The organism is Agromyces sp. CCNWLW213, from assembly GCF_037199545.1.
In the GTDB taxonomy this organism is placed as follows: domain Bacteria; phylum Actinomycetota; class Actinomycetes; order Actinomycetales; family Microbacteriaceae; genus Agromyces.
This window is the reverse complement of sequence record NZ_JBBBDX010000008.1, coordinates 1-24,406: the sequence shown is the minus strand read 5'-3', so window position 1 is coordinate 24,406 and position 24,406 is coordinate 1. Positions and strand designations below refer to the sequence as shown.

Genomic DNA, 24,406 nt, shown 5'->3' with positions numbered 1-24,406 from the left:
GCCGCCTCCCCGGACCAGTCTGCGCGACGCGGCGGCAGAATGGGAGCATGCAGCGCGCGATCGACCTGAACGCCGACCTCGGCGAGGGATACGGCGCGTGGCGCATGGGCGACGACGACGCCATGTTCGCCCTGGTCACGAGCGCCAACGTCGCATGCGGCTTCCACGCCGGCGACCCGCTCACGATGACGCGCAGCGCGCGGCTGGCGGTCGCGCACGGGGTCGCGCTCGGGGCGCATCCGGGATATCGCGACCGCGCGGGGTTCGGCCGGCGCGAGCTCGCGGTGTCCGCCGAGGAGGTGGCCGCCGAGGTGGTCTACCAGGTCGGGGCGCTCGCCGCGGTGGCGCGCACCGCGGGCACGGCGGTCCGGTACGTCAAGGCGCACGGCGCGCTCTACCACCGGCTCGACGCCGACCGGGCCGCCGCCGCCGCCGTCGCCGAGGCGCTCGCCGCGTACGATCCGGCGATCGTGCTGCTGGGACCGCCCGCGGGCGAGCTCGAGGCCGCGGCGAGCGAGCGCGGGCTCCGCTACGCGCGGGAGGCGTTCATCGACCGCGCCTACCTCGGCGACGGTCGCCTGGTGCCCCGCGCCGAGGCGGGTGCGCTCGTCCACGAGCCGTCGGCCGCGGTCGACCGCGCGCTCGAACTCGCCGAGACCGGCGGGATCGCGGCCCACGACGGCAGCCGTGTCGACCTCGAGCCCGACTCGCTCTGCCTGCACGGCGACACCCCGGGGGCGGTGGAACTCGCGCGAGCGGTCCGGTCCGCGCTCGCCGCGGCGGGGCACGAGCTGCGGCCGTTCGCATGAGCCGGCCGGTGCGCCTGCTGCCGTCGGGACCGGCGGCGCTGCTCGTCGAGGTGGACGGGCTCGGCGACGTGATCGCCCTCCACGACGCGCTCGCCGCCGACGCGCCGACGGGGCTCGTCGAGCTGGTGCCCGCCGCGCGCACGCTGCTCGTGGCGGTCGATCCGGCCGTGCTGCCCCTCGAGACGGCGGCCGGATGGGTGCGGCGCGTCGCGTCCGAGCCGGTCGCGCGGTCGAGCGGCTCGGCGGACGGGAGGACCCCGGCACCCCGCGAGGTGCTCGTCGAGGTCGACTACCGCGGCGACGATCTCGCCGACACCGCGGACGTCCTCGGCGTCTCGCCGGAGCACCTCGTCGCCCGGCACGCGGATGCCGCGTGGCGCGTCGCCTTCATCGGATTCGCGCCCGGCTTCGCGTACCTCGTGGCCGACGACTGGCCCTTCGACGTGCCGCGGCTCGACGTCGCCCGCACGCGAGTGCCGCGGGGCGCGATCGGCCTCGCGGCGGGCTTCTCGGGTGCGTATCCGAGGGAGAGCCCCGGCGGATGGCGCCTCGTGGGCCGCACCGGCGCGGCATTGTGGGATCCCGACGCCGACCCGCCCGCACTGCTCGCCCCGGGCCGGACCGTGCGCTTCCGGGCGGTGACGCCGTGACCGGACTCCGCGTCGAGGCCGCCGGGGGATCGGTGCTCGTGCAGGACCTCGGCCGGCCCGGGCTCGCCCACCTCGGCGTCTCCGCATCCGGCGCCCTCGATCGCGGCGCGATGGCGCTCGCGAACCGGCTCGTCGGCAACCCCGACCACGCGGCCGGCCTGGAGGTCGTGCTCGGCGGCTTCCGCGCGGTCGCCGACGCCGATGTCTGGATCGCCGTCGCCGGGGCGTGGGGACCGGTCCGCGTCGCCGGTCGCGACGCGTGGCCGTACCGGGCGCACCGGGTCCCCGCCGGTGCGTCGCTCGAGCTCGGCACGGCCGTGCGCGGCCTGCGCTACGCGCTCGCGGTCCGGGGCGGCGTCGACGAGCCGCCCGTGCTCGGCTCGCGCAGCCGTGACACGCTCGCGGGGCTCGGGCCGGAGCCCGTGCGCGCGGGTCGCGTGCTGCGCGTCGGCGCCGAGCCGGCGGCATCCGTGCCCCTGCTCGACGAGGACGCGGCGTGGCCGCCGCCGACCGGGCCCGTGACGCTCAGCCTGCTCCCGGGGCCGCGTGCCGACTGGGTGACGGATGCCGCGCTGCGGGCGCTGTACGAATCGCCCTGGCGCCTGTCGGCCTCGGCCGACCGCGTCGGCGCGCGCCTCGACGGCCCGGCGCTCGGGCGGCGGATCTCGGTGGAGCTGCCGAGCGAGCCGACCGTCGTCGGCGGCATCCAGGTCACCGGGGCGGGCGTGCCCACCGTGCTGCTCGCGGACCGTCCGGTGACCGGCGGGTACCCCGTCGTCGCGATCGTCGAGCCCGCGTCGCTCGACGTGCTCGCCCAGGTGCGGCCGGGCCAGGGGATCCGCTTCCGTCACGGGCGCTGACGCGCCCGCCTACCTCTTGGCGAGGAACACCGATCGCGAGGGCGGCGGCGACGGGATCGCCGTGGCGTCCGTCACGACCGGCGCGCCGGCGATGAAGCGCGTGAGCTCGTCGCCCTCGACGAGCTTCGCCGGGGCCGGGTCGCTCGCGAGGCGACGCGGCATGGGGTCGAACGGGAGCGGGTCGTGCGAGGCGTACATGACGACGTTGCCGAATCTGCGGCCCTTCAGCATGCCCGTGTCGGCCGCGATCGCGACGTGCTCGTAGACATGCGCGAGGGTGGCCGCCTGCGACCTCGCGAACGCGAGGCCGGCGCCGTCCGCGACGTTCACCGCCACGATGCCGCCCGGGGCGAGACGGGGGGCGACCAGGCCGTGGAACTCGGCGCTCGTGACGTGCGCGGGCGTGCGCGCGCCCGAGAAGATGTCGACCACGACCACGTCGACCGTGCCCGTGAGGCCCGCGGGCAGCTTCGCGAGCACCTCGCGCGCGTCGCCGTGCCGCACGCGCAGCTGCGCGCCGCGCGGCAGCGGCAGCTGCCCGCGCACGAGGTCGACGAGGTCGGACTCGAGCTCGATCACCTGCTGGCGGGAACCGGGCCTCGTCGCGATGACGTAGCGGGGGAGCGTGAACGCGCCGCCGCCCAGGTGGACCGCCGTGATCGGGTCGCCGGGCGGCCGGACGAGGTCGATGGCGTGTCCGATGCGGCGCACGTACTCGAACCCGAGCCACTCCGGCTCGTCGAGGTCGACGTGCGACTGCGGCGTGCCGTCGACGTACAGGGTCCAGGCGCCCGGTCGCGTGCGCGACTCCTCGAGGCGCGCGACGTGGCCGCTCACGGCGAGGCGTCGTTCGAGGTCGGGCACGGATGCCACGCTACCCTCGCTCGCTCAGCACGCGCCCCACAGCGCGGCGTCGAGACGGGAGCCCTCGAGCACCTCCGCCGGGAACGGCCCCGCCCGCCGCAGCCGGTCGCGCACGCGATCGGGCACCGCGGCGCCGGCGACGATGACCGCGTTGCCCTCCTCCGCGCCGGACAGCACCGCAGGGTCGCCGGCGACGATCAGGTCGGCGGCCGGGTCCGCCCGGGCGATGGCGCGCGCCTGCGCCGCCAGTCGCGGGCCCCCGGCGGCGTCGGCGACGTTCACCACGAGCGCCCCGCCCGGCGCGAGCAACGCCAGGCAGGCGCCGAGGAATGCGGGCTCGTCCACGAACGCGGGGGCGTCGAGCCGCGTGTAGAGGTCGACGATCACGACGTCGAACCGGGCGGGGCCGGCGGCCAGGCGTGCGACCGCGTCGCGCGCGTCGGCGACGACCACCTCGATCCGCGCCTGCGCGGGCAGCGGCAGCCGCTCGCCGACGAGCTCGACCACGCGGGCGTCGGCCTCGACGACCACCTGGACCGAGTCCGGGCGGGTCGCCTCGACGTAGCGGGCGAGGCTCATCGCGCCGCCGCCGAGGTGCAGCGCGCCGATCGGAGCGCCGGGGTCCGCGATCGCGTCGACGACGTGCCCGATGCGGCGCACGTACTCGAAGAAGAGGCGCTCCGGATCGATCGCGTCGACGTGCGACTGCGCCGCGCCGTCGACGAGCAGCGTGAGCCCCGTCGCCGAGAACACGTCGCGTTCGAACTCGATGCGGCTCCCCATGCGGGCATGCTCCCACGTCGGCGGAGCCGGGGCGAGTCGCGGAATGAGCAATCGATGCTCAGTCGCCGGGACGCGGCATCCGGCACGGTGGGGACGAGCGGAACGGAGGCGCGATGACCGAGCTGTACGACGAGGTGGGCGGGCCCGACGGGGTGCGGACGGCGGTGACGGTGTTCTACCACCGGGTGGTCGCCGACCCCGAGCTCGGCCACTGGTTCGAGGGCGTCGACCTCGAGCGGCTGAAGGCCCACCAGCGCGCCTTCCTCGGGGCGGCGTTCGGCGGGCCGCAGGTCTTCTCGGGCCGGTCGCTCGGCGACGCGCACGCCGACCTCGCGATCACGGATGCCGCGTTCGACCGGATCGTGCAGACCCTGCTCACGAGCCTCGACGACCTCGGCGTCGCGCACGAGGCGGTGACGCGCGTCGCCGGTCGCCTCGAGGACGTGCGCTCGGAGATCGTCACCGCCTGAGGTCGGCGCGCCCGCGCCGCCGCGTCAGGCGCGCAGTTCGTGCCGGCCCCGGATGCCGAGCTTCGCGTAGGTGGACTGCAGGTGGTTGTTGACCGTGCGCGGCGAGAGGAACAGCCGCGCGGCGATCTCGTTCGAGCTGAGGCCCTGCGCGGCCAGGGACGCGATCTCGCGCTCGCGGGGCGTCAGGGGCTCCGTGGTCTCGCTGAAGCGCAGCAGCGGAGTCCGGGCGCCCTCGCATGCGGCGGCGAGCGTCGCCGCGCGCTGCAGGTCGGCGGTCGCCTCGCGACCGCGCCCCAGCGACCGGGCCGCCTGGCCGGCGGCCGCGTGCGCCTCGGCCGCATAGAGCAGGCTGCCGGTGCGCTCCCATCCGGCCGCCGCCCGGCGGAGTCCGGCCGGGTCCGCGTCCGCCAGCGCGCGGGCCTGCGCGAGCCGGAGCCCGGTGCCGGCGGACGGCGCCCGCTCGTGCAGCTCGGCCAGGCGCGCGGCCGCCGTCGCGAGGTGGTCGCGCGAGCCGAAGCGCCCCACGTGGTGCAGCAGGGCCGCAGCCACCATGACGGCGCCGCGCGGCACCACGACGTCGACGCGCGCGAGGACCCGTTGCGCGGCGCGGTCGGCGGCGCCCTCGGCGGCGTCGATCCACGCGTCGGCGAGCGCGGTCGCCGAGCTGTCCTCCTCGAGCCCGGACACCACCTCGCCGCGCAGTGCGCGCGCCGTCGCCGCGTCGCCCTGCTCGGCGTGGACGATCGCGAGGAAGCAGCGCGCGAACTCGCCGAGCGAGGGCGGGCCGTGGAGGGCCGCCCCGCCGATCGTGTCGCGGAACCAGCGCGCCGCCGCGTCGAGGCGGCCCGCCTGCCAGGAGATGCGGCCCATGAGGAACTCGCCGAAGCGGGCGGTGAGCTCGTCGTCGTCGCGGATCGCGTCGTGGAGCGAGTCGATCACCGTCGCGCGCGCCTCGTCGAGGCGGTCGTCGGCGACGAGCACGTCGGCGAGCACCACGCCGGCTCGGCGCCGGGGGACGGGCGAGCCGGGTCGGGCGGTCGCGTCGACGGCGCGCCGGGCCGCGGCGATCGCGTCGTCCGATCGGCCGACGAGCGAGAGCGGCATCGCCGAGGCGAGGTCGACCATCGAGCGCCCCGGCTCGCCGTCGTCGGCGGCGGACGCGCATGCCTCGACCGTCGCGAGGGCCTCGGAGCCGTGCTCCAGGTTGGTCAGCAGGACCGCCTTGCTCAGCCCGAGCGTGCTCCACTGCGACGGCAGCGCCGCCTCGAGCGCCCGCACCAGCTCGAGCCCGCGCGACTGGCCGAGCGCGTCGCCGCCGAGCACGTCGACCCGTGCGCGGCCGATGGCGGCGAGCACGTCCTCCGGGGCGCCGGTCCCGCGAGCGCGTTCCTCGGCACGGGCGAGGGCCTCGAGCGCCTCGGAGCCGCGGCCGAGCGACCACAGCGCCTCGCCGTGCAACCGCAGGATCCCCGGGTCGTCGGCGCCGGCCGCGATCGCGGCGGCCGCGAGTCGTTCGGTCGTCCGCCGATCGTGGGCGGTCCAGGCCAGGGACGCCGACCTCGACAGCAGTTCCGGATCCGACGGGCGCCCGGCGTCGAGCCGCCAGACCGCGACCCGGAGCTCGTCGCCCGGTTCCATCGGGCCCGCGGCGACGAGCGCGGCCTGCTCGAGCAGGAGCGACATCGCGCGGATGCGGGGCATGCTCTCGCGCACGGCGGCCGCGTAGTGCGGATGCGCCAGGGCGATGCGCACCCCCGGCCCCGTCTCGTCGACGCGCACGAGGCCGCGCAGCTCGAGGCGCGCGAGGGCCTCGGCCGCGCCGGGCCGAGCGAACTCGTCGAACGCGAGCGGCTCGCAGAGCGCCAGCCGCTCCACGGCGTCGCGCTCGTCGTCGTCGAGCACGCGCAGCCGCGCCCGGATGAGGTCCCGCAGCGCCGGGGTGCCGACGGGTTCGCCCACGAGCTGCCACAGGCCGTCCGTCGCCGTCAGGCTGCCGGCCTCGGCGGCCCCGATCGCGAGCTCGCGGAGGAACAACGGGTTCCCGTTCGCCGCGCGGTGCAGCTCGACCGCGTCACGGTGCGCGATGGGCCCGCCGAGCACGCGCGTGAGGAGCTCGCTGACCTGGTCGGGGTCGAGCGGTCCCACGTCGAGCCGGATCGCGTCGCCCGCCGCGGCGAGCGACTGCAGGCCCTCGGGCACGGGGTCGCCCTCGCGGATCGTGCCGGCCAGCCGGAGGCGTCCGCTCGCGACGAGCTGGGCGAGGAGGCCGATCGAGACGGGGTCGACGACCGAGACGTCGTCCACCACGAGCAGGACGGGGCGGTCGCCGGCGAGCCGGCGCAGCGCGGCATCCGCGGCGCCGAACAGGGCGAGCGGATCGCCGGCGTGCGCGACCGCGGCGCCGGCCTCGCCGGACAGGACCGGGGCGAGCGCGCCCAGCGGGACCGCCGTGAGGGCGGGGTTGCCGCTCGCGGCGAGGACGAGCCAGCCCTCGTCGGCGAGGCGCTCGCCGACGGCGTGGACGAGGCGGCTCTTGCCGATCCCGGACGCCCCGTACGCGAGGATCGTCCGGGTGCCCGCGCGCAGGGCGGTCGCGGCGCGTTCGAGCAGCGCATCGCGCCCCACGAGCGGCCAGTTCTCGTCGAGCGGGAGGGGCGGGTCCGCCGACTCCCCGTACTCCAACGCCACCATCCCGGCCCTTCGGTCTCCGGCGACGCCGGTGGTCTCACATTACGGCGGGACGCCGGAGCCGAGGCGGCCCGACGGCACCCCCGAACGGGGGGCGGTTCGGAGCGGTCCCGCGGGTCGCCTCCCGAGCTTCCGCCGCCGGGGGCGCCGATCGGCCCCACCCCGCCCCTGAGCATCGCGAGCGCCGGGCATGAGCAACGCGAGCGCCCGCCTGAGCAATCCCCCGCGCGGAACGAGCAGCGCCTGCCCATCCGCGCGGCGCTGCTGGGACGGAGTCTGGTTCCCGCAGCCACGCTGCACCGCGATCCGGCCGCAGCCCGATACCGCACCGCACACGACGCACACCCACGAGGAGCAGGACATGATGAAGATGTTCAAGCAGTTCGACGACATGACGAAGCTGGTGAAGGCCGCCCCCGGACTCATCGACCAGGCCGACGCGCTGGCCGCGCAGTCGGCCGCGTACCGTCGGCAGATGGACGTCATGGCGGTCCACGCCATGACCGCCGAGCCCGCCCCGGGCGCACTCGAGCCCATCGCCGGCGTCGACCTCGACCGCTACGCGCGCATCGTCAAGGGCATCGCCGCGTACGGCTACGACGAGGCCAAGCTGCCGGTCGTCGCCGGCATGTTCGGCGTGGACGCCGAGTCGTGGGCCGCGGCCCAGGCGGGCTGGGGCGCCCGCATCCAGGCCGACCGCGGCGTCGGCCGGAGGTTCAACGAGATCTACGCGGTGGTCTGAGATGGGCTTCCTCTCCGACCTCGCGACCCTGACCCGCCGGGCGCACGACGTGTCCGAGCGGATGGACATGGGAGCGACCCTCGCCGCTGCGCAGGAGTCGCTCCACCAGGCCGAGCGCGTGATGGCCGCCATGGTCGTCGCCGACGACGCGGCCCTCGAGGTGGCGCGCGTGCGCGCCACGGCGACCGTCGTCGACGCACGGCAGCTGCCGATGATGCTGGGCATGGACTCCGTGGTCGAGCTCGACCTCACGGTCGTGCTCGCGAGCGGCATCCCCCTCGCGATGACCCGCACCGAGCAGGTCGCGCCGTTGCAGCTGGCCCGGGTGACCCCGGGGGCGCAGCTCCCGGTCAGCCTCGTGCCCGGCCGGCCCGCGTCGCTGCGGGTGGAGTGGGGCGCCTGAGCGGCGCCTCGACCGGCGAGCGGATGCCGCGACGCACCGGAACCCGACCGGTGGCGCCGCGGCATCCACTCGTCGCCCGAGCCGCGTCGACGGCCTCCGGGAGGCGCAGGATCCGGCTCCGACCGGGTCGGAAAGCTGGGTTATACCCGAGATTCGCGGCGAGGTCAAGAATCGACTGGACAGAGCGCGTCTTGCGTTCTATGCTTGACCTTTGCGCTCCCAGACCCACTATGCCTTCATATTGCGGTCGGCTTCTGCGTGTCGGGTGTCCCGGCATCCGCACTTCGTCTGAGGGGTCAACTCCAACCACCACCGACAGTGAACCGGCCCCCGAGGGGGCCATGGAGGTCATTTCCTTGGCTGCTGCGCGCAACGCAACCACGCCCACCCCCAAGAACGGACGCGGTGCCAGCCGCCTCTCGTTCGCGAAGGTCACCGACACCCTCACCGTACCCGACCTGCTCGCCCTGCAGACCGAGAGCTTCGACTGGCTCGTCGGCAACGACGCGTGGAAGGCGCGCGTCGAGGCGGCGGTCGAGCAGGGTCGTCAGGACCTGCCCGAGACCACCGGCCTCGAGGAGATCTTCGAGGAGATCTCGCCGATCGAGGACCTCGGCGAGACGATGCAGCTCTCGTTCACGAACCCCGAGCTCGAGCCGCCGAAGTACACGATCGACGAGTGCAAGGAGAAGGGCAAGACCTACTCCGCTCCGCTGTACGTCAACGCGGAGTTCATGAACCACCTCACGGGTGAGATCAAGACCCAGACGGTCTTCATGGGCGACTTCCCGCTCATGACCCCCAAGGGCACGTTCGTCATCAACGGCACCGAGCGCGTCGTCGTCTCCCAGCTCGTCCGCTCGCCCGGCGTCTACTTCGAGCGCACGCCCGACAAGACGTCCGACAAGGACATCTACTCGGCGCGCGTCATCCCGAGCCGCGGCGCGTGGCTCGAGTTCGAGGTCGACAAGCGCGACCAGGTCGGCGTGCGCATCGACCGCAAGCGCAAGCAGTCCGTCACGGTCTTCCTGAAGGCGCTCGGGCTCACGTCCGAGGAGATCCTCGAGGAGTTCGCCGGCTACGAGTCCATCGCGCTCACCCTCGAGAAGGACAACATCCTGACGAAGGAGGAGGCGCTCAAGGACATCTACCGCAAGCTCCGTCCGGGCGAGCAGGTCGCCGCCGAGGCCGCGCGTGCGCTCCTCGACAACTTCTACTTCAACCCGAAGCGCTACGACCTCGCCAAGGTCGGCCGGTACAAGATCAACAACAAGCTCGGCCTCGAGGCCCCGCTGACCGACTCCGTCCTCACCGTGCAGGACATCGTCGCCACGATCAAGTACCTCGTCGCCCTGCACGAGGACCGCCCGACCCTGCCCGGTCGCCGCGGCGGCAAGGACGTCGAGATCCGCCTCGACGTCGACGACATCGACAACTTCGGCAACCGTCGCATCCGCGCGGTGGGCGAGCTGATCCAGAACCAGGTCCGCACCGGCCTCTCGCGCATGGAGCGCGTGGTCCGCGAGCGCATGACCACGCAGGACATCGAGGCGATCACGCCGCAGACCCTGATCAACGTGCGACCCGTCGTCGCCGCGATCAAGGAGTTCTTCGGCACCTCGCAGCTGTCGCAGTTCATGGACCAGAACAACCCGCTGGCCGGCCTGACGCACAAGCGCCGCCTCTCGGCGCTCGGCCCCGGCGGCCTCTCGCGCGACCGCGCGGGCGTCGAGGTCCGCGACGTCCACCCCTCGCACTACGGCCGCATGTGCCCGATCGAGACGCCGGAAGGTCCGAACATCGGCCTCATCGGCTCGCTCGCGTCGTTCGCGCGCATCAACTCCTTCGGCTTCATCGAGACGCCGTACCGCAAGGTCGTGAACGGCAAGGTCACCGACCAGATCGACTACCTCACGGCGATGGAGGAGGACGACTACATCGTCGCCCAGGCCAACGCGCCGCTGAAGGCCGACGGACACTTCCAGGAGGAGCGCGTCCTCGCCCGCAAGAAGGGCGGCGAGGTCGACCTGTTCCCGGCCGACGAGATCGGCTACATGGACGTCTCGCCGCGCCAGATGGTCTCGGTCGCGACCTCGCTCATCCCGTTCCTCGAGCACGACGACGCGAACCGCGCCCTCATGGGTGCGAACATGCAGCGTCAGGCGGTGCCGCTGCTGCGCAGCGACTCGCCGTTCGTCGGCACGGGCATGGAGGGCTACGCCGCGGTCGACGCCGGTGACGTGATCACCGCCGACAGGTCCGGCGTGGTCGCCGAGGTCTCGGCCGACGCCGTCACGCTGCAGCTCGACGAGGGCGGCACGCAGACCTACTACCTGCGCAAGTTCGACCGCTCGAACCAGGGCACGTCGTACAACAACCGCGTCGTGGTCTCGGCCGGCGACCGCGTGGAGGCCGGCGAGGTCATCGCCGACGGTCCCGCGACCGACAACGGCGAGCTCGCGCTCGGCAAGAACCTCCTCGTGGCGTTCATGCCGTGGGAGGGCCACAACTTCGAGGACGCGATCATCCTCAGCCAGAACCTGGTGAAGGACGACGTCCTCTCCTCGATCCACATCGAGGAGTACGAGGTCGACGCCCGCGACACCAAGCTCGGCAAGGAGGAGATCACCCGCGACCTCCCCAACGTGAGCCCCGACCTGCTCGCCGACCTCGACGAGCGCGGCATCATCCGCATCGGCGCCGAGGTCCGGCCGGGCGACATCCTCGTCGGCAAGGTCACGCCGAAGGGCGAGACCGAGCTGTCGGCCGAGGAGCGCCTGCTCCGCGCGATCTTCAACGAGAAGAGCCGCGAGGTGCGCGACACGTCGCTCAAGGTCCCCCACGGCGAGCAGGGCACCATCATCGGCGTCAAGGTGTTCGACGCGCAGGACGGCGACGACGAGCTCGGCTCGGGCGTCAACCAGCGCGTGGTCGTCTACATCGCCCAGAAGCGCAAGATCACCGAGGGCGACAAGCTCGCCGGACGCCACGGCAACAAGGGCGTCATCTCGAAGATCCTGCCGGTCGAGGACATGCCGTTCCTCGCCGACGGCACGCCGGTCGACGTCATCCTGAACCCGCTCGGCATCCCCGGTCGCATGAACTTCGGCCAGGTGCTCGAGACCCACCTCGGCTGGGTCGCCAAGCAGGGCTGGAAGGTCGAGGGCAACCCCGCGTGGGCCAAGCGCCTTCCCGAGGTCGCCCGCGAGGCCGAGCCCGGCACGAAGGTCGCCACGCCCGTCTTCGACGGCGCGCTGGAGGAGGAGATCGCGGGCCTGCTCGACTCGACCCTCCCGAATCGCGACGGCGAGCGGCTGATCGACTCCAGCGGCAAGACGCAGCTGTTCGACGGCCGTTCGGGCGAGCCCTTCCCGTACCCCGTGTCGGTGGGCTACATGTACATCCTGAAGCTGCACCACCTCGTCGACGACAAGATCCACGCGCGTTCGACGGGCCCGTACTCGATGATCACCCAGCAGCCGCTGGGTGGGAAGGCGCAGTTCGGCGGTCAGCGCTTCGGCGAGATGGAGGTGTGGGCCCTCGAGGCCTACGGCGCCGCCTACGCCCTGCAGGAGCTCCTCACGATCAAGTCCGACGACATCCTCGGCCGCGTCAAGGTGTACGAGGCCATCGTCAAGGGCGAGAACATCCAGGAGCCCGGCATCCCCGAGTCCTTCAAGGTGCTCATGAAGGAGATGCAGTCGCTCTGCCTGAACGTCGAGGTCCTCTCGGCCGACGGCACTGCGGTGAGCCTCCGAGACACCGACGACGAGGCGTTCCGCGCCGCGGAGGAGCTCGGCATCAACATCTCCGCGCGCTTCGAGTCGTCGAACATCGACGAGATCTGATCCGCCAGGTACGAGAAGACTTCAGGAATCTAGGAGAGAAATTGCTCGACGCAACCACGTTTGACGAGCTCCGTATCGGCCTGGCCACCGCCGAGGACATCCGCAAGTGGTCCTTCGGTGAGGTCAAGAAGCCCGAGACGATCAACTACCGCACACTCAAGCCCGAGAAGGACGGCCTCTTCGGCGAGCAGATCTTCGGACCCAGCCGCGACTGGGAGTGCGCCTGCGGCAAGTACAAGCGCGTGCGCTTCAAGGGCATCGTGTGCGAGCGATGCGGTGTCGAGGTCACCAAGTCCTCGGTCCGCCGCGAGCGCATGGGCCACATCGAGCTCGCCGCGCCGGTCACGCACATCTGGTACTTCAAGGGCGTGCCCAGCCGTCTCGGCTACCTGCTCGACATGGCGCCGAAGGACCTCGAGAAGGTCATCTACTTCGCCGCCTACATGGTCATCGACGTCGACGACGAGGGTCGTCACGCCGACATGCCCGGTCTCGAGAACGAGCTCCGCCTCGAGATCAAGACCATCGGCGACGCCCGCGACGCGCGCATCGCCGACCTCATGAAGCGCAAGGAGGAGGAGCTCGCGGCCCTGGAGGCCGAGGGCGCCAAGGCCGACCAGCGCAAGCGCGCCGAGGCCGCCGCCGACAAGGAGATGGCCGGCGTCCGCAAGTCCGCCGACGAGCAGATCGCGCACCTCGAGCGCGTCTGGGAGGACTTCCGCACCCTGAAGGTGGGCGACCTCAAGCCCGAGGACTCCGTCTTCCAGGAGCTGCAGGACCGCTTCGGCATGTACTTCGAGGCCTACATGGGCGCCGAGGCGATCAAGAAGCGCCTCGAGTCCTTCGACCTCCAGGCCGAGGCCGACGACCTGCACCTGCAGATCGCCGAGGGCAAGGGCCAGAAGAAGATCCGCGCGATCAAGCGGCTCAAGGTCGTGAACTCGTTCCTGCAGACCGGCAACTCGCCGGCCGCGATGGTGCTCGACGTGGTCCCCGTGATCCCGCCGGAGCTCCGTCCGATGGTGCAGCTCGACGGCGGCCGCTTCGCGACCTCCGACCTCAACGACCTGTACCGCCGCGTGATCAACCGCAACAACCGCCTCCGTCGCCTGCTCGACCTCGGCGCGCCCGAGATCATCGTGAACAACGAGAAGCGGATGCTGCAGGAGGCCGTCGACGCGCTGTTCGACAACGGCCGCCGCGGTCGCCCCGTCACCGGCACCGGCAACCGCGCCCTGAAGTCCCTGAGCGACATGCTCAAGGGCAAGCAGGGTCGATTCCGCCAGAACCTGCTCGGCAAGCGCGTCGACTACTCGGGCCGTTCGGTCATCGTGGTCGGCCCGCAGCTGAAGCTGCACCAGTGCGGCCTGCCGAAGCAGATGGCGCTCGAGCTGTTCAAGCCGTTCGTCATCAAGCGGCTCATCGACCTGAGCCACGCGCAGAACATCAAGGCCGCCAAGCGCATGGTGGAGCGTTCGCGCCCGCAGGTGTGGGACGTGCTCGAGGAGATCATCCGCGAGCGCCCCGTCCTGCTGAACCGCGCGCCCACGCTGCACCGCCTCGGCATCCAGGCGTTCGAGCCGCAGCTCGTCGAGGGCAAGGCCATCCAGCTCCACCCGCTCGTCTGCGCCGCGTTCAACGCGGACTTCGACGGCGACCAGATGGCCGTGCACCTTCCGCTGTCGGTCGAGGCCCAGGCCGAGGCCCGCATCCTGATGCTGGCGTCGAACAACATCCTCAAGCCGTCGGACGGCCGTCCGGTGACCCTGCCCTCACAGGACATGATCATCGGCCTGCACCACCTGACGACCGAGAAGCCGGGCGCCGCCGGCGAGGGCCGCGCGTTCTCGTCGATCGCCGAGGCGATCCTCGCGTTCGACCAGAACCGACCGGGCGAGATCGCGCTCGACCTCGGCGCCACCGTGAAGATCCGCCTCGAGGGGCTGCACTTCCGCGAGGGCGACGAGCCCGAGGGCTTCGAGCAGGGACAGCCGTTCCTGCTCGAGACCACCCTCGGTCGCGCGCTGTTCAACGAGGCCCTGCCCGAGGACTACCCGTACTTCAACGCTCAGGCGGGCAAGAGCCAGATCTCCGCGATCGTCAACGACCTCGCCGAGCGCTACCCGAAGACCGAGGTGGCCGCGACGCTCGACCGCATCAAGGACGCCGGCTTCCGCTGGGCGACCCGTTCGGGCGTGACCGTCGCGCTGTCCGACGTCGTCGAGCTGCCGCAGAAGCGCGAGATCGTCTCGAAGTACGAGAAGCAGGCCGCGAAGGTCCAGTCGCAGTTCGAGAAGGGCCTCACGACCGACCTCGAGCGTCGCCAGGAGCTCATCCAGATCTGGACCAAGGCCACCGACGAGGTCGCCAAGGCCATGCAGGAGGAGTTCGCGTCGAACCAGGACAACACCATCAACCGCATGGTGACGTCGGGTGCGCGCGGTAACTGGCTGCAGGTGCGCAACATCGCCGGCATGCGAGGCCTCGTGAACAACCCGAAGGGCGAGATCATCCCGCGTCCGATCATCTCCTCGTACCGCGAGGGGCTGTCGGTGGCCGAGTACTTCATCGCCACGCACGGTGCCCGCAAGGGCCTCGCCGACACCGCGCTCCGCACGGCCGACTCGGGCTACCTGACCCGTCGTCTGGTCGACGTCTCGCAGGACGTCATCATCCGCGAGGACGACTGCGGCACCGGCAAGGGCCTCGAGATGCCGATCGCGGCGACGGATGCCTCGGGCACCCTGGTCCGCGACCCCAACGTCGAGAACTCGGTGTTCGCCCGGTCGCTCGCGGCCGACGCGGTGGACGCCAAGGGCGAGGTCGTGGCCGAGGCCGGCGACGACGTGGGCGACGTGCTCATCGACAAGCTGGTCGCGGCGGGCGTCGAGTCGATCAAGGTCCGCTCGGTGCTCACGTGCGAGTCGGCGGTCGGCGTCTGCGCGAAGTGCTACGGCCGTTCGCTGGCCACCGGCAAGCTCGTCGACATCGGCGAGGCGGTCGGCATCATCGCCGCCCAGTCGATCGGCGAGCCCGGCACGCAGCTCACGATGCGCACCTTCCACACCGGTGGGTCGGCCTCGGCCGACGACATCACGCAGGGTCTGCCCCGCGTGCAGGAGCTGTTCGAGGCCCGCACCCCCAAGGGTGCGTCGCCGATCGCCGAGGCCGCCGGCCGCATCACGATCGACGAGACCGAGAAGCAGCGGAAGGTCATCCTCACGCCCGACAACGGCGACGAGCCGATCGCGTACAACGTGCTCAAGCGTTCGACGCTGCTCGTCGAGGACGGCCAGCACGTCGAGCTCGGCCAGCAGATCATCGTCGGCACGGTGGACCCGAAGGAGGTCCTCCGGGTCAAGGGCGTGCGCGAGGTGCAGAAGCACCTGGTGAACGGCGTGCAGGACGTGTACCGCTCGCAGGGCGTGCCGATCCACGACAAGCACATCGAGGTCATCGTGCGCCAGATGCTGCGCAAGGTCACCGTCGTCGACCACGGCGACACCGACCTGCTCCCGGGCGAGCTCGTCGACCGTTCGAAGTACAACGAGATCAACCGCGCGGCGCTCACCGAGGGCCGGAAGACGGCGTCGGCGCGCCAGGAGGTCATGGGCATCACCAAGGCCTCGCTCGCGACCGAGTCGTGGCTGTCGGCCGCATCCTTCCAGGAGACGACCCGCGTGCTCACGCAGGCCGCCATGGAGGGCAAGTCCGACCCGCTGGTGGGCCTCAAGGAGAACGTGATCATCGGAAAGCTGATTCCGGCGGGCACCGGCCTGAACAAGTACCGGAACGTCACCGTCGAGGCGACCGAGGAGGCGAAGGCGGAGCGCTACCCGAACCGCATCTTCTCCGACGACGCCGCGTTCACCGAGGGCGACCTCAGCTTCGTCGACTTCGACTCGTTCTCGAGCGACGACTTCACCCCCGGCAACTACAGCTGATCGCGCGGGGACGGCGCGAGCCGTCCCCGCCGCACCCCGAAGGGCCCCGGAGCGATCCGGGGCCCTTCGGCATTCCGGGGGGTCCGACCCATCCGGGCGGCTCCCAGCCCGTCTCGCTAGGATCGCCCGCGGTCGACCCTGCCGAGTCCCCCGATCCGCGACCACGGAGAGTTCCATGCACGACGTCCCCCTCCTCCGCCGACCGACGACCTGGCTCGTCGCGGCCGTCATCGCCCTCGTGCTCGCGGTCGCCGCCGTCGCGGGCGCCATGCTCCTGCCGGGCTCCCGTCCGGCAGCCGAGCCGGCGCCGACCGAGCGCCCGGTGCCCGCGGCGGCCGGCACGCCCGCGCCCGTCCTCCCGGGGACGGCCGCATCCGCGCCGGCCGGCGGCGGCCCGGCCGTGCCCGCCGACTGCGCCTCGGCCTACGCGACGGACTGGACCGGTTCGTTCGCCCCGGACTACGTCCTGAATCCCGGCTGGGCCACCGGCGAGGGCGCGCCGGTCCTGCTGGGGACCGACGACCCCGGAGCGCTGCCGACGCTCGAGCAGGCCGCGGCGCTCACATGCGCCTGGCTGCCCGCCGAGCCCTCCGACGGCCGGACGGGCATGGTCACGACGATCGCCGCGGTGGACGAGACGCAGCGCACCGCCGCGCTCGGCGCCTTCGAGGCCGGCGGCCTCGAGTGCTACGAGGAGCTCGAGGGCACGCGGTGCGTCGCCGAGTGGGAGGACGCCGCCGGGCCGGCGGGCGAGTCGCACTTCTTCCGGGAGGGGGTCTGGATCGCGACGCGCTGGTCGGGCCCCGCGGTCACCGGCTACACGCACGACATCATCGCGGCCGTCTTCGACTGAGTCGCGAAGCGCCGCGCCGCTCCACGGCGGGCGACGCGCGCGTTGCTAGAGTGGCCGCACCACGGGCAGACGGTGCTGCCCGGAAGGAGCGGACGATGAGCAGCACGACTCCCGGATCCGACCCCGACCGTCGCGACCTCGACGGCGACGGTCGCCCCGACGCCCCGGGCGAGCCGCCCGCGGACACGGCGGACGAGACCCTCGCGAGCGACGCCCGGGCCCGGCCCGACGGCGGCGTCGACGCCGTTCCGACCGCCGCCGCACAGGCCGAGGTCGACCCGACCGCGCCGGACGCGGAGCACGTCGATCGGCTCGAACCCGCGTCCGCGGCTCCGAGCGAGACGGCCGGCGCGTCGCCGATCGAGCCCGACTTCACGGGCGCCTCGGCGCGCGACGACGACCGGTCGGCGCTGGACGCCGCGGTCGAGCGGGCGCGCACCGAGCACCCGCCCGTCGCGGTCAGCTCCGACCCGGCCGACCGGACCGACACGACCGCGATGCAGCGCGACGACCTGCAGGCCGCGAGCCCGGAGCCCGTGCGCGCGCAAGAGGTGCGTCGCGAGACGGGGGTGCCGGAGATGGTCGGTGCCGGCGCAGCGGGTGCGGGCGCGACCGCCGTCTCCTCGTCGTCCGGCCCGGCCCCGGCGGCCCCGGCTCCGCCGTCGCCGCAGGCCATCTACGTGCAGGCGCCCGCCGAGCCCAAGCCGCGCGGCAACCGCGGCTTCGGCGTGCTGGTGGGTCTCATCGCGACCGTGGTGTTCGCGCTCCTCTACGCCGGCATCTCCTACCTCGTCATCCTGAGTCAGAACCCCCTGCCCGACGCGGGGCGCGTGCTCGGCCAGTTCGTCGCCCAGCCGGTGTTCTGGATCCCGGTGCTCTTCTTCTTCCTCGCCTTCGCGCTCCTCGCCCTGGCGCTGAACCGTGCGGCCTGGTGGACCTGGGCCGTCTTCGGTCTCGTGGTCGCCGTGATCGTGTACTTCTCGTACATCGGCGGTTCGCTGCTCACCGTCGGGGCGTGGCGCTTCACGCCGCAGGAGGCGGCCGACTTCCTCGGGGAGCGCTGGCTCGACCCGTACGCGATCATCGCCGCCGTCATCGCGCGCGAGCTGCCCATCTGGTTCGGCGGCTGGATCGCCGCGCGCGGCCGGACCGTCGGCGAGCGCAACCGCCAGGCGCGCGAGGAGTACGAGCGCCAGCTCGCAGCGGGACCGCAGCCGGTGTCGTCCGCCCGCTGACTCGCGGCCGGTCGGTTCCGGCGCGCTACGCTCGGATGTCGGGCGCACACGGTGAGTGCTCCCCATCGACGTGGCACGCCCAGCCTGCTTGGGTGGCTCCCTGACCCTGGACACCCGAGGAGCGCTGTTGAGCATCACCATGCACGCCGACGAGCCGGTCGCCGGCGTCGGCGCCGATGGCCGTCCCGACCCTGCCTACGCCGCCGCGCTCGGGCTGCGGCCCGCGCCGGCGGGCCGGCGGGCCGCCGCCTTCGCGATCGACGCGACGGGGTGGGCGCTCCTCGCCGTCCCGACGGCGATCGCGGTCGCGCAGCTCGTCCCCGTGGTCGCGTCGGGCGGGGTGCCGGATGCCGCCGACCTCGCCGTCCCGCTCGTGCTGGCGGCGGTCGGGCAGCTGCTCGTCACCGCGTACGGGGTCACGCAGCTCGCGTTGCACGGGCGGCGCGGCGTGACGATCGGCAAGGCCTCCCTCGGCCTGCGCTCGGTGAACGCGGCCACCTTCGCGCGGCCCGGCTTCTGGCGGGTCGCGCTCCGCGCCCTCGTCCTGTGGGCCTCGCAGGTCGTCCTGCCGCTCGTGGGGCCGGCGCTCTGCTTCGCGTCCGGGCTCTGGGACCCGGAGGGGCGGGGACGGAGCTGGCTCGACCGGGTCGGTCGCTGCCTGGTCGTCGATGCCCGGCACGGACTCGATCCGTTCGACGGCAAGGCCCTCCGCCACGCGCGCCGGACGCTCGAGGGCGAGCCGCTCGCGCAGCGTCCGACGCTGCCGTCGCTCGCCTCCGACCGTGCGATCGACGAGCGCACGTTCATCCCCGCCGCGCGGTCGAGCTCCGGCGTGGTCGCGGCGCCGCCCGCCGCGGCTCCGGACGCCGCGCCCGGGGCCTGGACCCCGCCGCCCGTCGACGCCGGCCGTCCGCCGGCGGCGCCCGCCCCGGACCCGTCCCCGGCGGCCTCGGCGACGCTCGTCTTCGGCGACGGCGCGCGCGTCGCGGCATCCGGGACCCTGCTGCTCGGCCGCGACCCGGCACGCGGGGAGGCCGACCCGCACGCCGCGGTCCTCGTGCCCCTCGTGGACCCGAGCATGGGGCTCTCCAAGACCCATGCGGCCGTCGTGGTCGACGACCGCGGCGTGCGCGTGGTGGACCGCTGGTCGAGCAACGGCACGACGATCGTCGAGCGCGACGGGCGGGCGCGTGCGCTCGAGCCCGGCGTTGCCGAGGCCGTCCCCCCGGGCGCCTCCGTGCGGCTCGGGGGCGTGGAGTTCCGCGTGGACGGGGTGCGCGCGTGAGGCTCAAGCTGGGTTACCGCCGCCAGAGCGGCCCGGCGGTCGACGTCGTGGTGACCGCCGACGCCACGGCGACCATCGGCGACGTCGCCCGGTCGATCGCCGATGCGGACCCGGCGTCGGGTCACCTGCCCCGGCACGACGGCCCACTCACCCTCGCGGTGGCGCCGCCGACCTCGACCGAGCCGGTCGTGCTCGATCCGGGCACGCTCGCGGCCGACGCGCCCATCGGCTCCGGGTTCAACGCGGCGGTCGTCTCGCCCGCCGCCCGGACCGCTGCGGCCGAGGCTCCGGTGGCGGTCATGCACGTCCACTCCGGCCCGGACGCGGGACGCGAGTTCCGGCTGCGTCGCGGGCACAGCGTGATCGGCCGCGCCGCCGACGCCGACGTGGTCCTCGGCGACGCGCTCGTGTCGAAGCGCCACGCCCGAGTCGAGGTCGACCAGGCCGTCGAGGTCGTCGACCTCAACTCGGCGAACGGGCTCCTCGTCGACGGGGGGCCCGTCGCACGCGTGCGCGCCCTGCCCGGCGTCCGCGTCACCATCGGCGACACGGTGGTGTCGTTCGGCATGCTGGCGGGCACCGACTCGGCCGCCGACCCCGTGCTCGAGCGCGGCGGCGCGCTCATGTTCAACCGCTCCCCGCGCGTCGAGGCGCGCTACCCGGGCACCGCCCACCCCGAGCCGAGGGTGCCGAGCGAGGAGAACCCCCGTCTCTTCCCGTGGCCCATGATCGTCTCGCCCGTGCTCATGGGGTTGGGGATCTTCGCCATCACCGGCCGGCCGGCGTCGCTGCTCATCGTCGCGCTCACGCCCGTCATGCTCGTGGCGAACTACCTGGGCTCGCGGATGGGCAGCGGCAAGAAGCTGCAGCGCGAGATCGAGACCTTCGAGGTCCAGATCGAGGACCTCGAGGAGACCCTCGAGCGCGAGCGGCACGTCGAACGCGCTCGGCGACACGACGAGACGCCGCCGGTCGCGACCGTCTACGAGCAGGCCATGCGGCTCGGCCCGCTGCTGTGGACGCGCCGCCCCGAGCACTGGAACTTCCTCGCGGTCCGCCTCGGCGTCGGCCGGGCGGCGTCGCGCAACTCGGTGCGCGAGTCGCAGGGCTCGATGCCCGGCATCCCGAAGTACGCCAGGCAGGTCGACGTCCTGCGGGAGCGGTACCGCGAGATCGACGACGTGCCCGTGATGGAGCTCCTCTCGAGTTCGGGCGCCCTCGGCGTCGCCGGACCGGCGAATCTCGCCGCCGACGCGCTGCGCGGGATCGCCGTGCAGCTGTTCGGACTGCACGCGCCGAACGACGTGGTGGCCGCGGCCATCGTCGATCCCGCCTGGAGCCGCGAGCTCGACTGGCTGAAGTGGCTTCCGCACACCTCCGGGGAGCGCAACCCCGTCGGCGGCGCCGCCCTCGCCGACAGCGCCTCCGCCGGTGCGGCGCTCCTCAGCTCGCTCGAGGAGCTCATCCTCGCGAGGCTGCACTCGGCGCCCGTGCGCCGCGGTCCGCTGGCCGACGACGACACCTCGATGGCGCGCGGCTCGAAGATCGGCACGCCGGGCGGGGTCCGCGAGGAGCCCCGCCCCGATTCCGCGCTCGTGCTCATCGTGTCGGCCGACGCGCCCGTCGACCGGCCGCGCCTCGTGCAGCTCATCGAGCGCGGCGCGGAGGTGGGCATCCACGCCGTCTTCGTCGCGCCCACGGTGGCCTCGCTCCCCGCGGCCTGCCGCACGTTCCTCGACGTCACCGACGGGCTCGACCGAGCGCGCGTCGGCGTCGTGCGCTCGGGCGCCGAGTACGCGCCCGTCGCGGTCGAGGGCGTGTCGATGCGGTACGCGGAGGTGTTCGCCCGGCGACTCGCGCCCGTGGTCGACGCGAGCACCGTGGTCGAGGACTCCAGCGACCTGCCGAGGAGCGTCTCGATGCTCTCCCTCCTCGGCGACGAGATCGCGCGCGACCCGGAGTCGGTCGTCGAGCGGTGGCGCCAGAACGCGTCGATCCTCGACCGCTCGGGTGCCAAGCTGCCGCGGCTCAAGCGCGCCGGCACGCTGAAGGCGTTCGTCGGCCAGGGCAGTCCCGACGCGATGACCCTCGACCTCCGCACCCAGGGACCGCACGCGCTCGTGGGCGGCACGACCGGTGCGGGCAAGTCCGAGTTCCTCCAGGCCTGGGTGCTCGGCATGGCGGCCGAGTACAGCCCCGACCGCGTCACGTTCCTCTTCGTGGACTACAAGGGCGGCTCCGCCTTCGCCGACTGCGTCGAGCTGCCCCACTGCGTCGGGCTCGTGACCGACCTCAGTCCCCACCTCGTCCGGCGAGCCCTGACGAGCCTGCGCGCCGAGCTGCACCACCGCGAGCACCTCTTCAACCGCAAGAAGGCGAAGGACCTGCTCGAGCTCGAGAAGCGGCAGGACCCGGAGACGCCCCCCGCGCTCGTCATCGTGATCGACGAGTTCGCGGCGCTCGCGGGCGACGTGCCCGAGTTCGTCGACGGCGTCGTCGACATCGCCCAGCGCGGCCGCTCGCTCGGCATCCACCTGATCATGGCGACGCAGCGGCCGGCCGGGGTCATCAAGGACAACCTCCGCGCGAACACCAATCTGCGCGTGGCGCTCCGGATGGCCGACGAGTCGGACTCGCGCGACGTGGTGGGCGAGCCCGTCGCCGCCGGGTTCGACCCGTCCATCCCGGGCCGCGGCATCGCCAAGACCGGGCCCGGCCGCCTCGTCCCGTTCCAGTCCGCCTACGCCGGGGGATGGACGAGCCGTGAACCCGAGGCCGCCGACGTCCGGCTCGCGGAGCTCCGGTTCGGCTCCACGATCGTGTGGGAGCGCGGCGCCCCGGAGGACGACGCGCACGTCGTCGGGGATCCCGGGCCCAACGACCAGAAGCGGATGGTCGCGGCGTTCATCCGCGCGGCGACCGCGGCCGGCATCCCCGCGCCCCGCCGCCCGTGGCTCGACGACCTCGCGTCCACCGTGGCCGTCGAGGACCTGCCCATGCGCGGCGACGGCGAGATCGTCTTCGGCCTCGCCGACGTGCCCGAGCGCCAGCTCCAGGCGCCCATGGCGTTCGCGCCCGACCGCGACGGCGCCATGCTCGTCTACGGCACGAGCGGCGCCGGCAAGTCGACGATCCTGCGCACGCTGGCGGTCGCGATCGGCATGCGGCCCGAGCTCGGTCCCGCCGAGGTGTACGGCCTCGACTTCGGCTCGGGCGCCCTGCGCTCGCTCGAGGCGCTCCCGCACGTCGGCTCGGTGATCGCGGGCGACGACCCCGAGCGGGTTCAGCGCCTCCTCCGCACGCTCGACGACCTGCTCGATCGACGCGGTCGTTCATTCAGCGCCGCCAACGCGGCGAGCCTGACCGAGTACCGCCAGCTCACCGGCATCCGCGAGCCCCGCGTGCTGCTCGTCATCGACGGGTTCGCGCAGTTCAAGGCCGACTGGGACTCGACGACCGTGCGGATGCCCTTCTACAGCGTCGTCATGCGGGTCCTCGCCGAGGGCCGGCCGCTCGGCGTCCACGTCGTGGCGACCGCCGACCGCTCGGGCGCCGTGCCCACGGCGGTGAGCGCCAACGTGACCAAGCGCATCGTCCTGCGCCTGTCCGACGAGAGCGGCTACCAGGTGCTGGGCGTCCCCAAGGACGTGCTCGACGACCGGTCGGCGCCGGGCCGCGCGATCGTCGACGGCCTCGAGACGCAGGTCGCGGTGCTGGGCGGCACCGCCAACGTCGCCGAGCAGACCCGGGCCCTCGAGGCGCTCGCCGATCGCCTGCGTGCGGCGGGCGCGGCCGAGGCGGCCCCGATCCGCGCCCTGCCGGCCGCATTCGCCGCCGCCGAGCTGCCGCCGTCGGTCGGCGGCGAGCCGGCGCTCGGCCTCGCCGACGACACCCTCGCGCCGATCGGCTTCGAGCCCGTGGGCACCTTCGCGATCACGGGACCGCCGCAGAGCGGCAAGACCACCGCGATGCGCGCCGTCATCGACGCCGTCCGCCGGCACGACCCCGACGTGCGCCTGTTCCACCTGGCCGGGCGGCGCGCGGCACTCACGGACCACGCCGACTGGATGCGGAGCGCCACCAGCGTCGACGAGGTCAAGGCGCTCGCTCGGGAGCTCGCCGAGGTGATCGCCGATCCCTCCGTGCCCGGCCGGTACCTCATCGCGGTCGAGAACGTCACGCAGTTCGCCGACTCCGAGGCGGAGCGTCCGCTGAAGGAGCTGTTCCAGGCGGTCAACCGCAGCGACCACTTCCTCGTCGGCGATGCGGATGTCGCGAACCTCTCGAGCGGCTTCGGCTTCGTCGGCGACTTCAAGGCGGGCCGGCGCGGGGTCGCCCTGCGGCCCGACGCGTACGACGGCGACTCGGTGTTCAAGACGCCGTTCCCGAAGGTGAAGCGGTCCGACTTCCCCGAGGGGCGGGGCTTCTTCGTGCAGGACGGTCGTGTCGCGCTCGTGCAGCTGCCCTACGTCGGCTGACCCACCGTGGGGAGTGCTCCCCATGGGCACCCGCACGCGGCATCCGTAGGCTGGTTCCACCGGCTCGCAGTCGCGGGCATGATCCCGAACGAAGGAAGAGGTTCCACCATGGCCGCAGATTTCGGCGCCTCCTATGGCGAGATGGAAGCGATGGCGAGCAAGCTGTCCGACGCGCGCGACGACATCCAGTCCCAGCTCGACCAGCTGAAGAGCTCCGTCGACAACCTGCTCGGCAGCGACTTCAAGACGCAGCACGCGTCGGGCAAGTTCGGCCAGGGCTACGAGGAGCTCACGACCGGCCTGAAGTCGGCCGTCGACGGCATCGGCGAGATGGGCGAGGCCCTGCGCGGCATGATGCAGGCCATCCAGGACCTCGACCAGCAGCTGGCCGGACGCTGACCCTCGCGGGGGGGGGGGGGGGGGGGAAAAAAAAAAAACAACAAAACACCCCCCCCCCCACCAAAAAAAAAAACAGGAACCAACAAAGGCGGAAG

General features: G+C 73.1%; 16 protein-coding genes. 13 read left to right on the top strand and 3 right to left on the bottom strand.

Going from position 1 to position 24,406, the window contains the following annotated elements; translation table 11 throughout:
- Positions 1-47 precede the first annotated feature (47 nt).
- From WBQ80_RS14125 to WBQ80_RS14115, 3 genes are read left to right on the top strand one after another with little or no spacing between them, the layout of a single operon-like run.
- Complete coding sequence (locus WBQ80_RS14125) at positions 48-809, top strand: LamB/YcsF family protein (RefSeq protein WP_336573270.1); 762 nt, start codon at positions 48-50, stop codon at positions 807-809.
- Positions 806-1,459 carry a 5-oxoprolinase subunit B family protein gene (locus WBQ80_RS14120; RefSeq protein WP_336573269.1) on the top strand — a complete coding sequence of 218 codons (654 nt, stop codon included), beginning with the start codon at positions 806-808 and terminating at the stop codon, positions 1,457-1,459. The genes WBQ80_RS14125 and WBQ80_RS14120 overlap by 4 nt, the downstream gene beginning before the upstream one ends.
- A complete protein-coding gene (locus WBQ80_RS14115; RefSeq protein WP_336573268.1) occupies positions 1,456-2,319 on the top strand; it encodes a biotin-dependent carboxyltransferase family protein in 864 nt (287 codons plus the stop codon). Before WBQ80_RS14120 ends, WBQ80_RS14115 begins: the two co-directional genes overlap by 4 nt.
- A 9-nt stretch (positions 2,320-2,328) precedes the next feature.
- Here the strand turns inward: WBQ80_RS14115 and WBQ80_RS14110 are convergent, their stop codons facing one another.
- Positions 2,329-3,183 carry a spermidine synthase gene (locus WBQ80_RS14110; protein ID WP_336573267.1) on the bottom strand — a complete coding sequence of 285 codons (855 nt, stop codon included), beginning with the start codon at positions 3,181-3,183 and terminating at the stop codon, positions 2,329-2,331.
- Between the two features lie 24 nt (positions 3,184-3,207).
- Positions 3,208-3,966 carry a spermidine synthase gene (locus WBQ80_RS14105; RefSeq protein ID WP_336573266.1) on the bottom strand — a complete coding sequence of 253 codons (759 nt, stop codon included), beginning with the start codon at positions 3,964-3,966 and terminating at the stop codon, positions 3,208-3,210.
- Between the two features lie 113 nt (positions 3,967-4,079).
- On the opposite strand from WBQ80_RS14105, the gene WBQ80_RS14100 reads away from it, so the two are divergent.
- Positions 4,080-4,436, top strand: a complete 357-nt coding sequence (locus WBQ80_RS14100; RefSeq protein ID WP_336573265.1) for a group I truncated hemoglobin — start codon at positions 4,080-4,082, stop codon at positions 4,434-4,436.
- Between the two features lie 24 nt (positions 4,437-4,460).
- Here WBQ80_RS14100 and WBQ80_RS14095 read toward each other — a convergent pair whose 3' ends face one another.
- Entirely contained in the window at positions 4,461-7,127 is a 2,667-nt protein-coding gene (locus WBQ80_RS14095) for a helix-turn-helix transcriptional regulator (RefSeq protein WP_336573264.1), read from the bottom strand.
- 358 nt (positions 7,128-7,485) lie between these two features.
- On the opposite strand from WBQ80_RS14095, the gene WBQ80_RS14090 reads away from it, so the two are divergent.
- The 9 genes from WBQ80_RS14090 (at position 7,486) to WBQ80_RS14050 (ending at position 24,311) form a co-directional block, all read left to right on the top strand.
- Positions 7,486-7,866, top strand: a complete 381-nt coding sequence (locus WBQ80_RS14090; protein WP_337282588.1) for a hypothetical protein — start codon at positions 7,486-7,488, stop codon at positions 7,864-7,866.
- Between the two features lies 1 nt (position 7,867).
- A complete protein-coding gene (locus WBQ80_RS14085; protein ID WP_336573262.1) occupies positions 7,868-8,269 on the top strand; it encodes a hypothetical protein in 402 nt (133 codons plus the stop codon).
- A gap of 356 nt (positions 8,270-8,625) precedes the next feature.
- Positions 8,626-12,117, top strand: coding sequence for a DNA-directed RNA polymerase subunit beta (gene rpoB, locus WBQ80_RS14080; RefSeq protein ID WP_336573261.1), 3,492 nt, complete (start codon positions 8,626-8,628; stop codon positions 12,115-12,117).
- A gap of 41 nt (positions 12,118-12,158) precedes the next feature.
- The gene (gene rpoC / locus WBQ80_RS14075; protein WP_337282587.1) at positions 12,159-16,061 is read left to right on the top strand and encodes a DNA-directed RNA polymerase subunit beta'; all 3,903 of its coding nucleotides are present in this window, start codon (positions 12,159-12,161) and stop codon (positions 16,059-16,061) included.
- 175 nt (positions 16,062-16,236) lie between these two features.
- Positions 16,237-16,914 carry a hypothetical protein gene (locus WBQ80_RS14070; protein ID WP_336573528.1) on the top strand — a complete coding sequence of 226 codons (678 nt, stop codon included), beginning with the start codon at positions 16,237-16,239 and terminating at the stop codon, positions 16,912-16,914.
- A gap of 95 nt (positions 16,915-17,009) precedes the next feature.
- Positions 17,010-18,149, top strand: coding sequence for a hypothetical protein (locus WBQ80_RS14065; RefSeq protein ID WP_336573527.1), 1,140 nt, complete (start codon positions 17,010-17,012; stop codon positions 18,147-18,149).
- A gap of 127 nt (positions 18,150-18,276) precedes the next feature.
- Entirely contained in the window at positions 18,277-19,434 is a 1,158-nt protein-coding gene (locus WBQ80_RS14060; RefSeq protein ID WP_336573526.1) for an RDD family protein, read from the top strand.
- A complete protein-coding gene (locus tag WBQ80_RS14055; RefSeq protein ID WP_336573525.1) occupies positions 19,431-23,912 on the top strand; it encodes an FtsK/SpoIIIE domain-containing protein in 4,482 nt (1,493 codons plus the stop codon). The genes WBQ80_RS14060 and WBQ80_RS14055 overlap by 4 nt, the downstream gene beginning before the upstream one ends.
- Before the next feature lie 108 nt (positions 23,913-24,020).
- Positions 24,021-24,311, top strand: a complete 291-nt coding sequence (locus WBQ80_RS14050) for a WXG100 family type VII secretion target (RefSeq protein WP_336573524.1) — start codon at positions 24,021-24,023, stop codon at positions 24,309-24,311.
- The last annotated feature ends 95 nt before the right edge of the window (positions 24,312-24,406 follow it).

Bases quoted from the DNA above. Each gene is read 5' to 3' on its own strand.
- WBQ80_RS14125 (WP_336573270.1), top strand. From the start codon at position 48: ATGCAGCGCGCGATCGACCTGAACGCCGACCTCGGCGAGGGATACGGC.
- WBQ80_RS14050 (WP_336573524.1), top strand. From the start codon at position 24,021: ATGGCCGCAGATTTCGGCGCCTCCTATGGCGAGATGGAAGCGATGGCG.
- WBQ80_RS14105 (WP_336573266.1), bottom strand. From the start codon at position 3,966: ATGGGGAGCCGCATCGAGTTCGAACGCGACGTGTTCTCGGCGACGGGG.
- WBQ80_RS14120 (WP_336573269.1), top strand. From the start codon at position 806: ATGAGCCGGCCGGTGCGCCTGCTGCCGTCGGGACCGGCGGCGCTGCTC.
- WBQ80_RS14100 (WP_336573265.1), top strand. From the start codon at position 4,080: ATGACCGAGCTGTACGACGAGGTGGGCGGGCCCGACGGGGTGCGGACG.
- WBQ80_RS14090 (WP_337282588.1), top strand. From the start codon at position 7,486: ATGATGAAGATGTTCAAGCAGTTCGACGACATGACGAAGCTGGTGAAG.
- WBQ80_RS14065 (WP_336573527.1), top strand. From the start codon at position 17,010: ATGAGCAGCACGACTCCCGGATCCGACCCCGACCGTCGCGACCTCGAC.
- WBQ80_RS14070 (WP_336573528.1), top strand. From the start codon at position 16,237: ATGCACGACGTCCCCCTCCTCCGCCGACCGACGACCTGGCTCGTCGCG.
- WBQ80_RS14085 (WP_336573262.1), top strand. From the start codon at position 7,868: ATGGGCTTCCTCTCCGACCTCGCGACCCTGACCCGCCGGGCGCACGAC.
- WBQ80_RS14095 (WP_336573264.1), bottom strand. From the start codon at position 7,127: ATGGTGGCGTTGGAGTACGGGGAGTCGGCGGACCCGCCCCTCCCGCTC.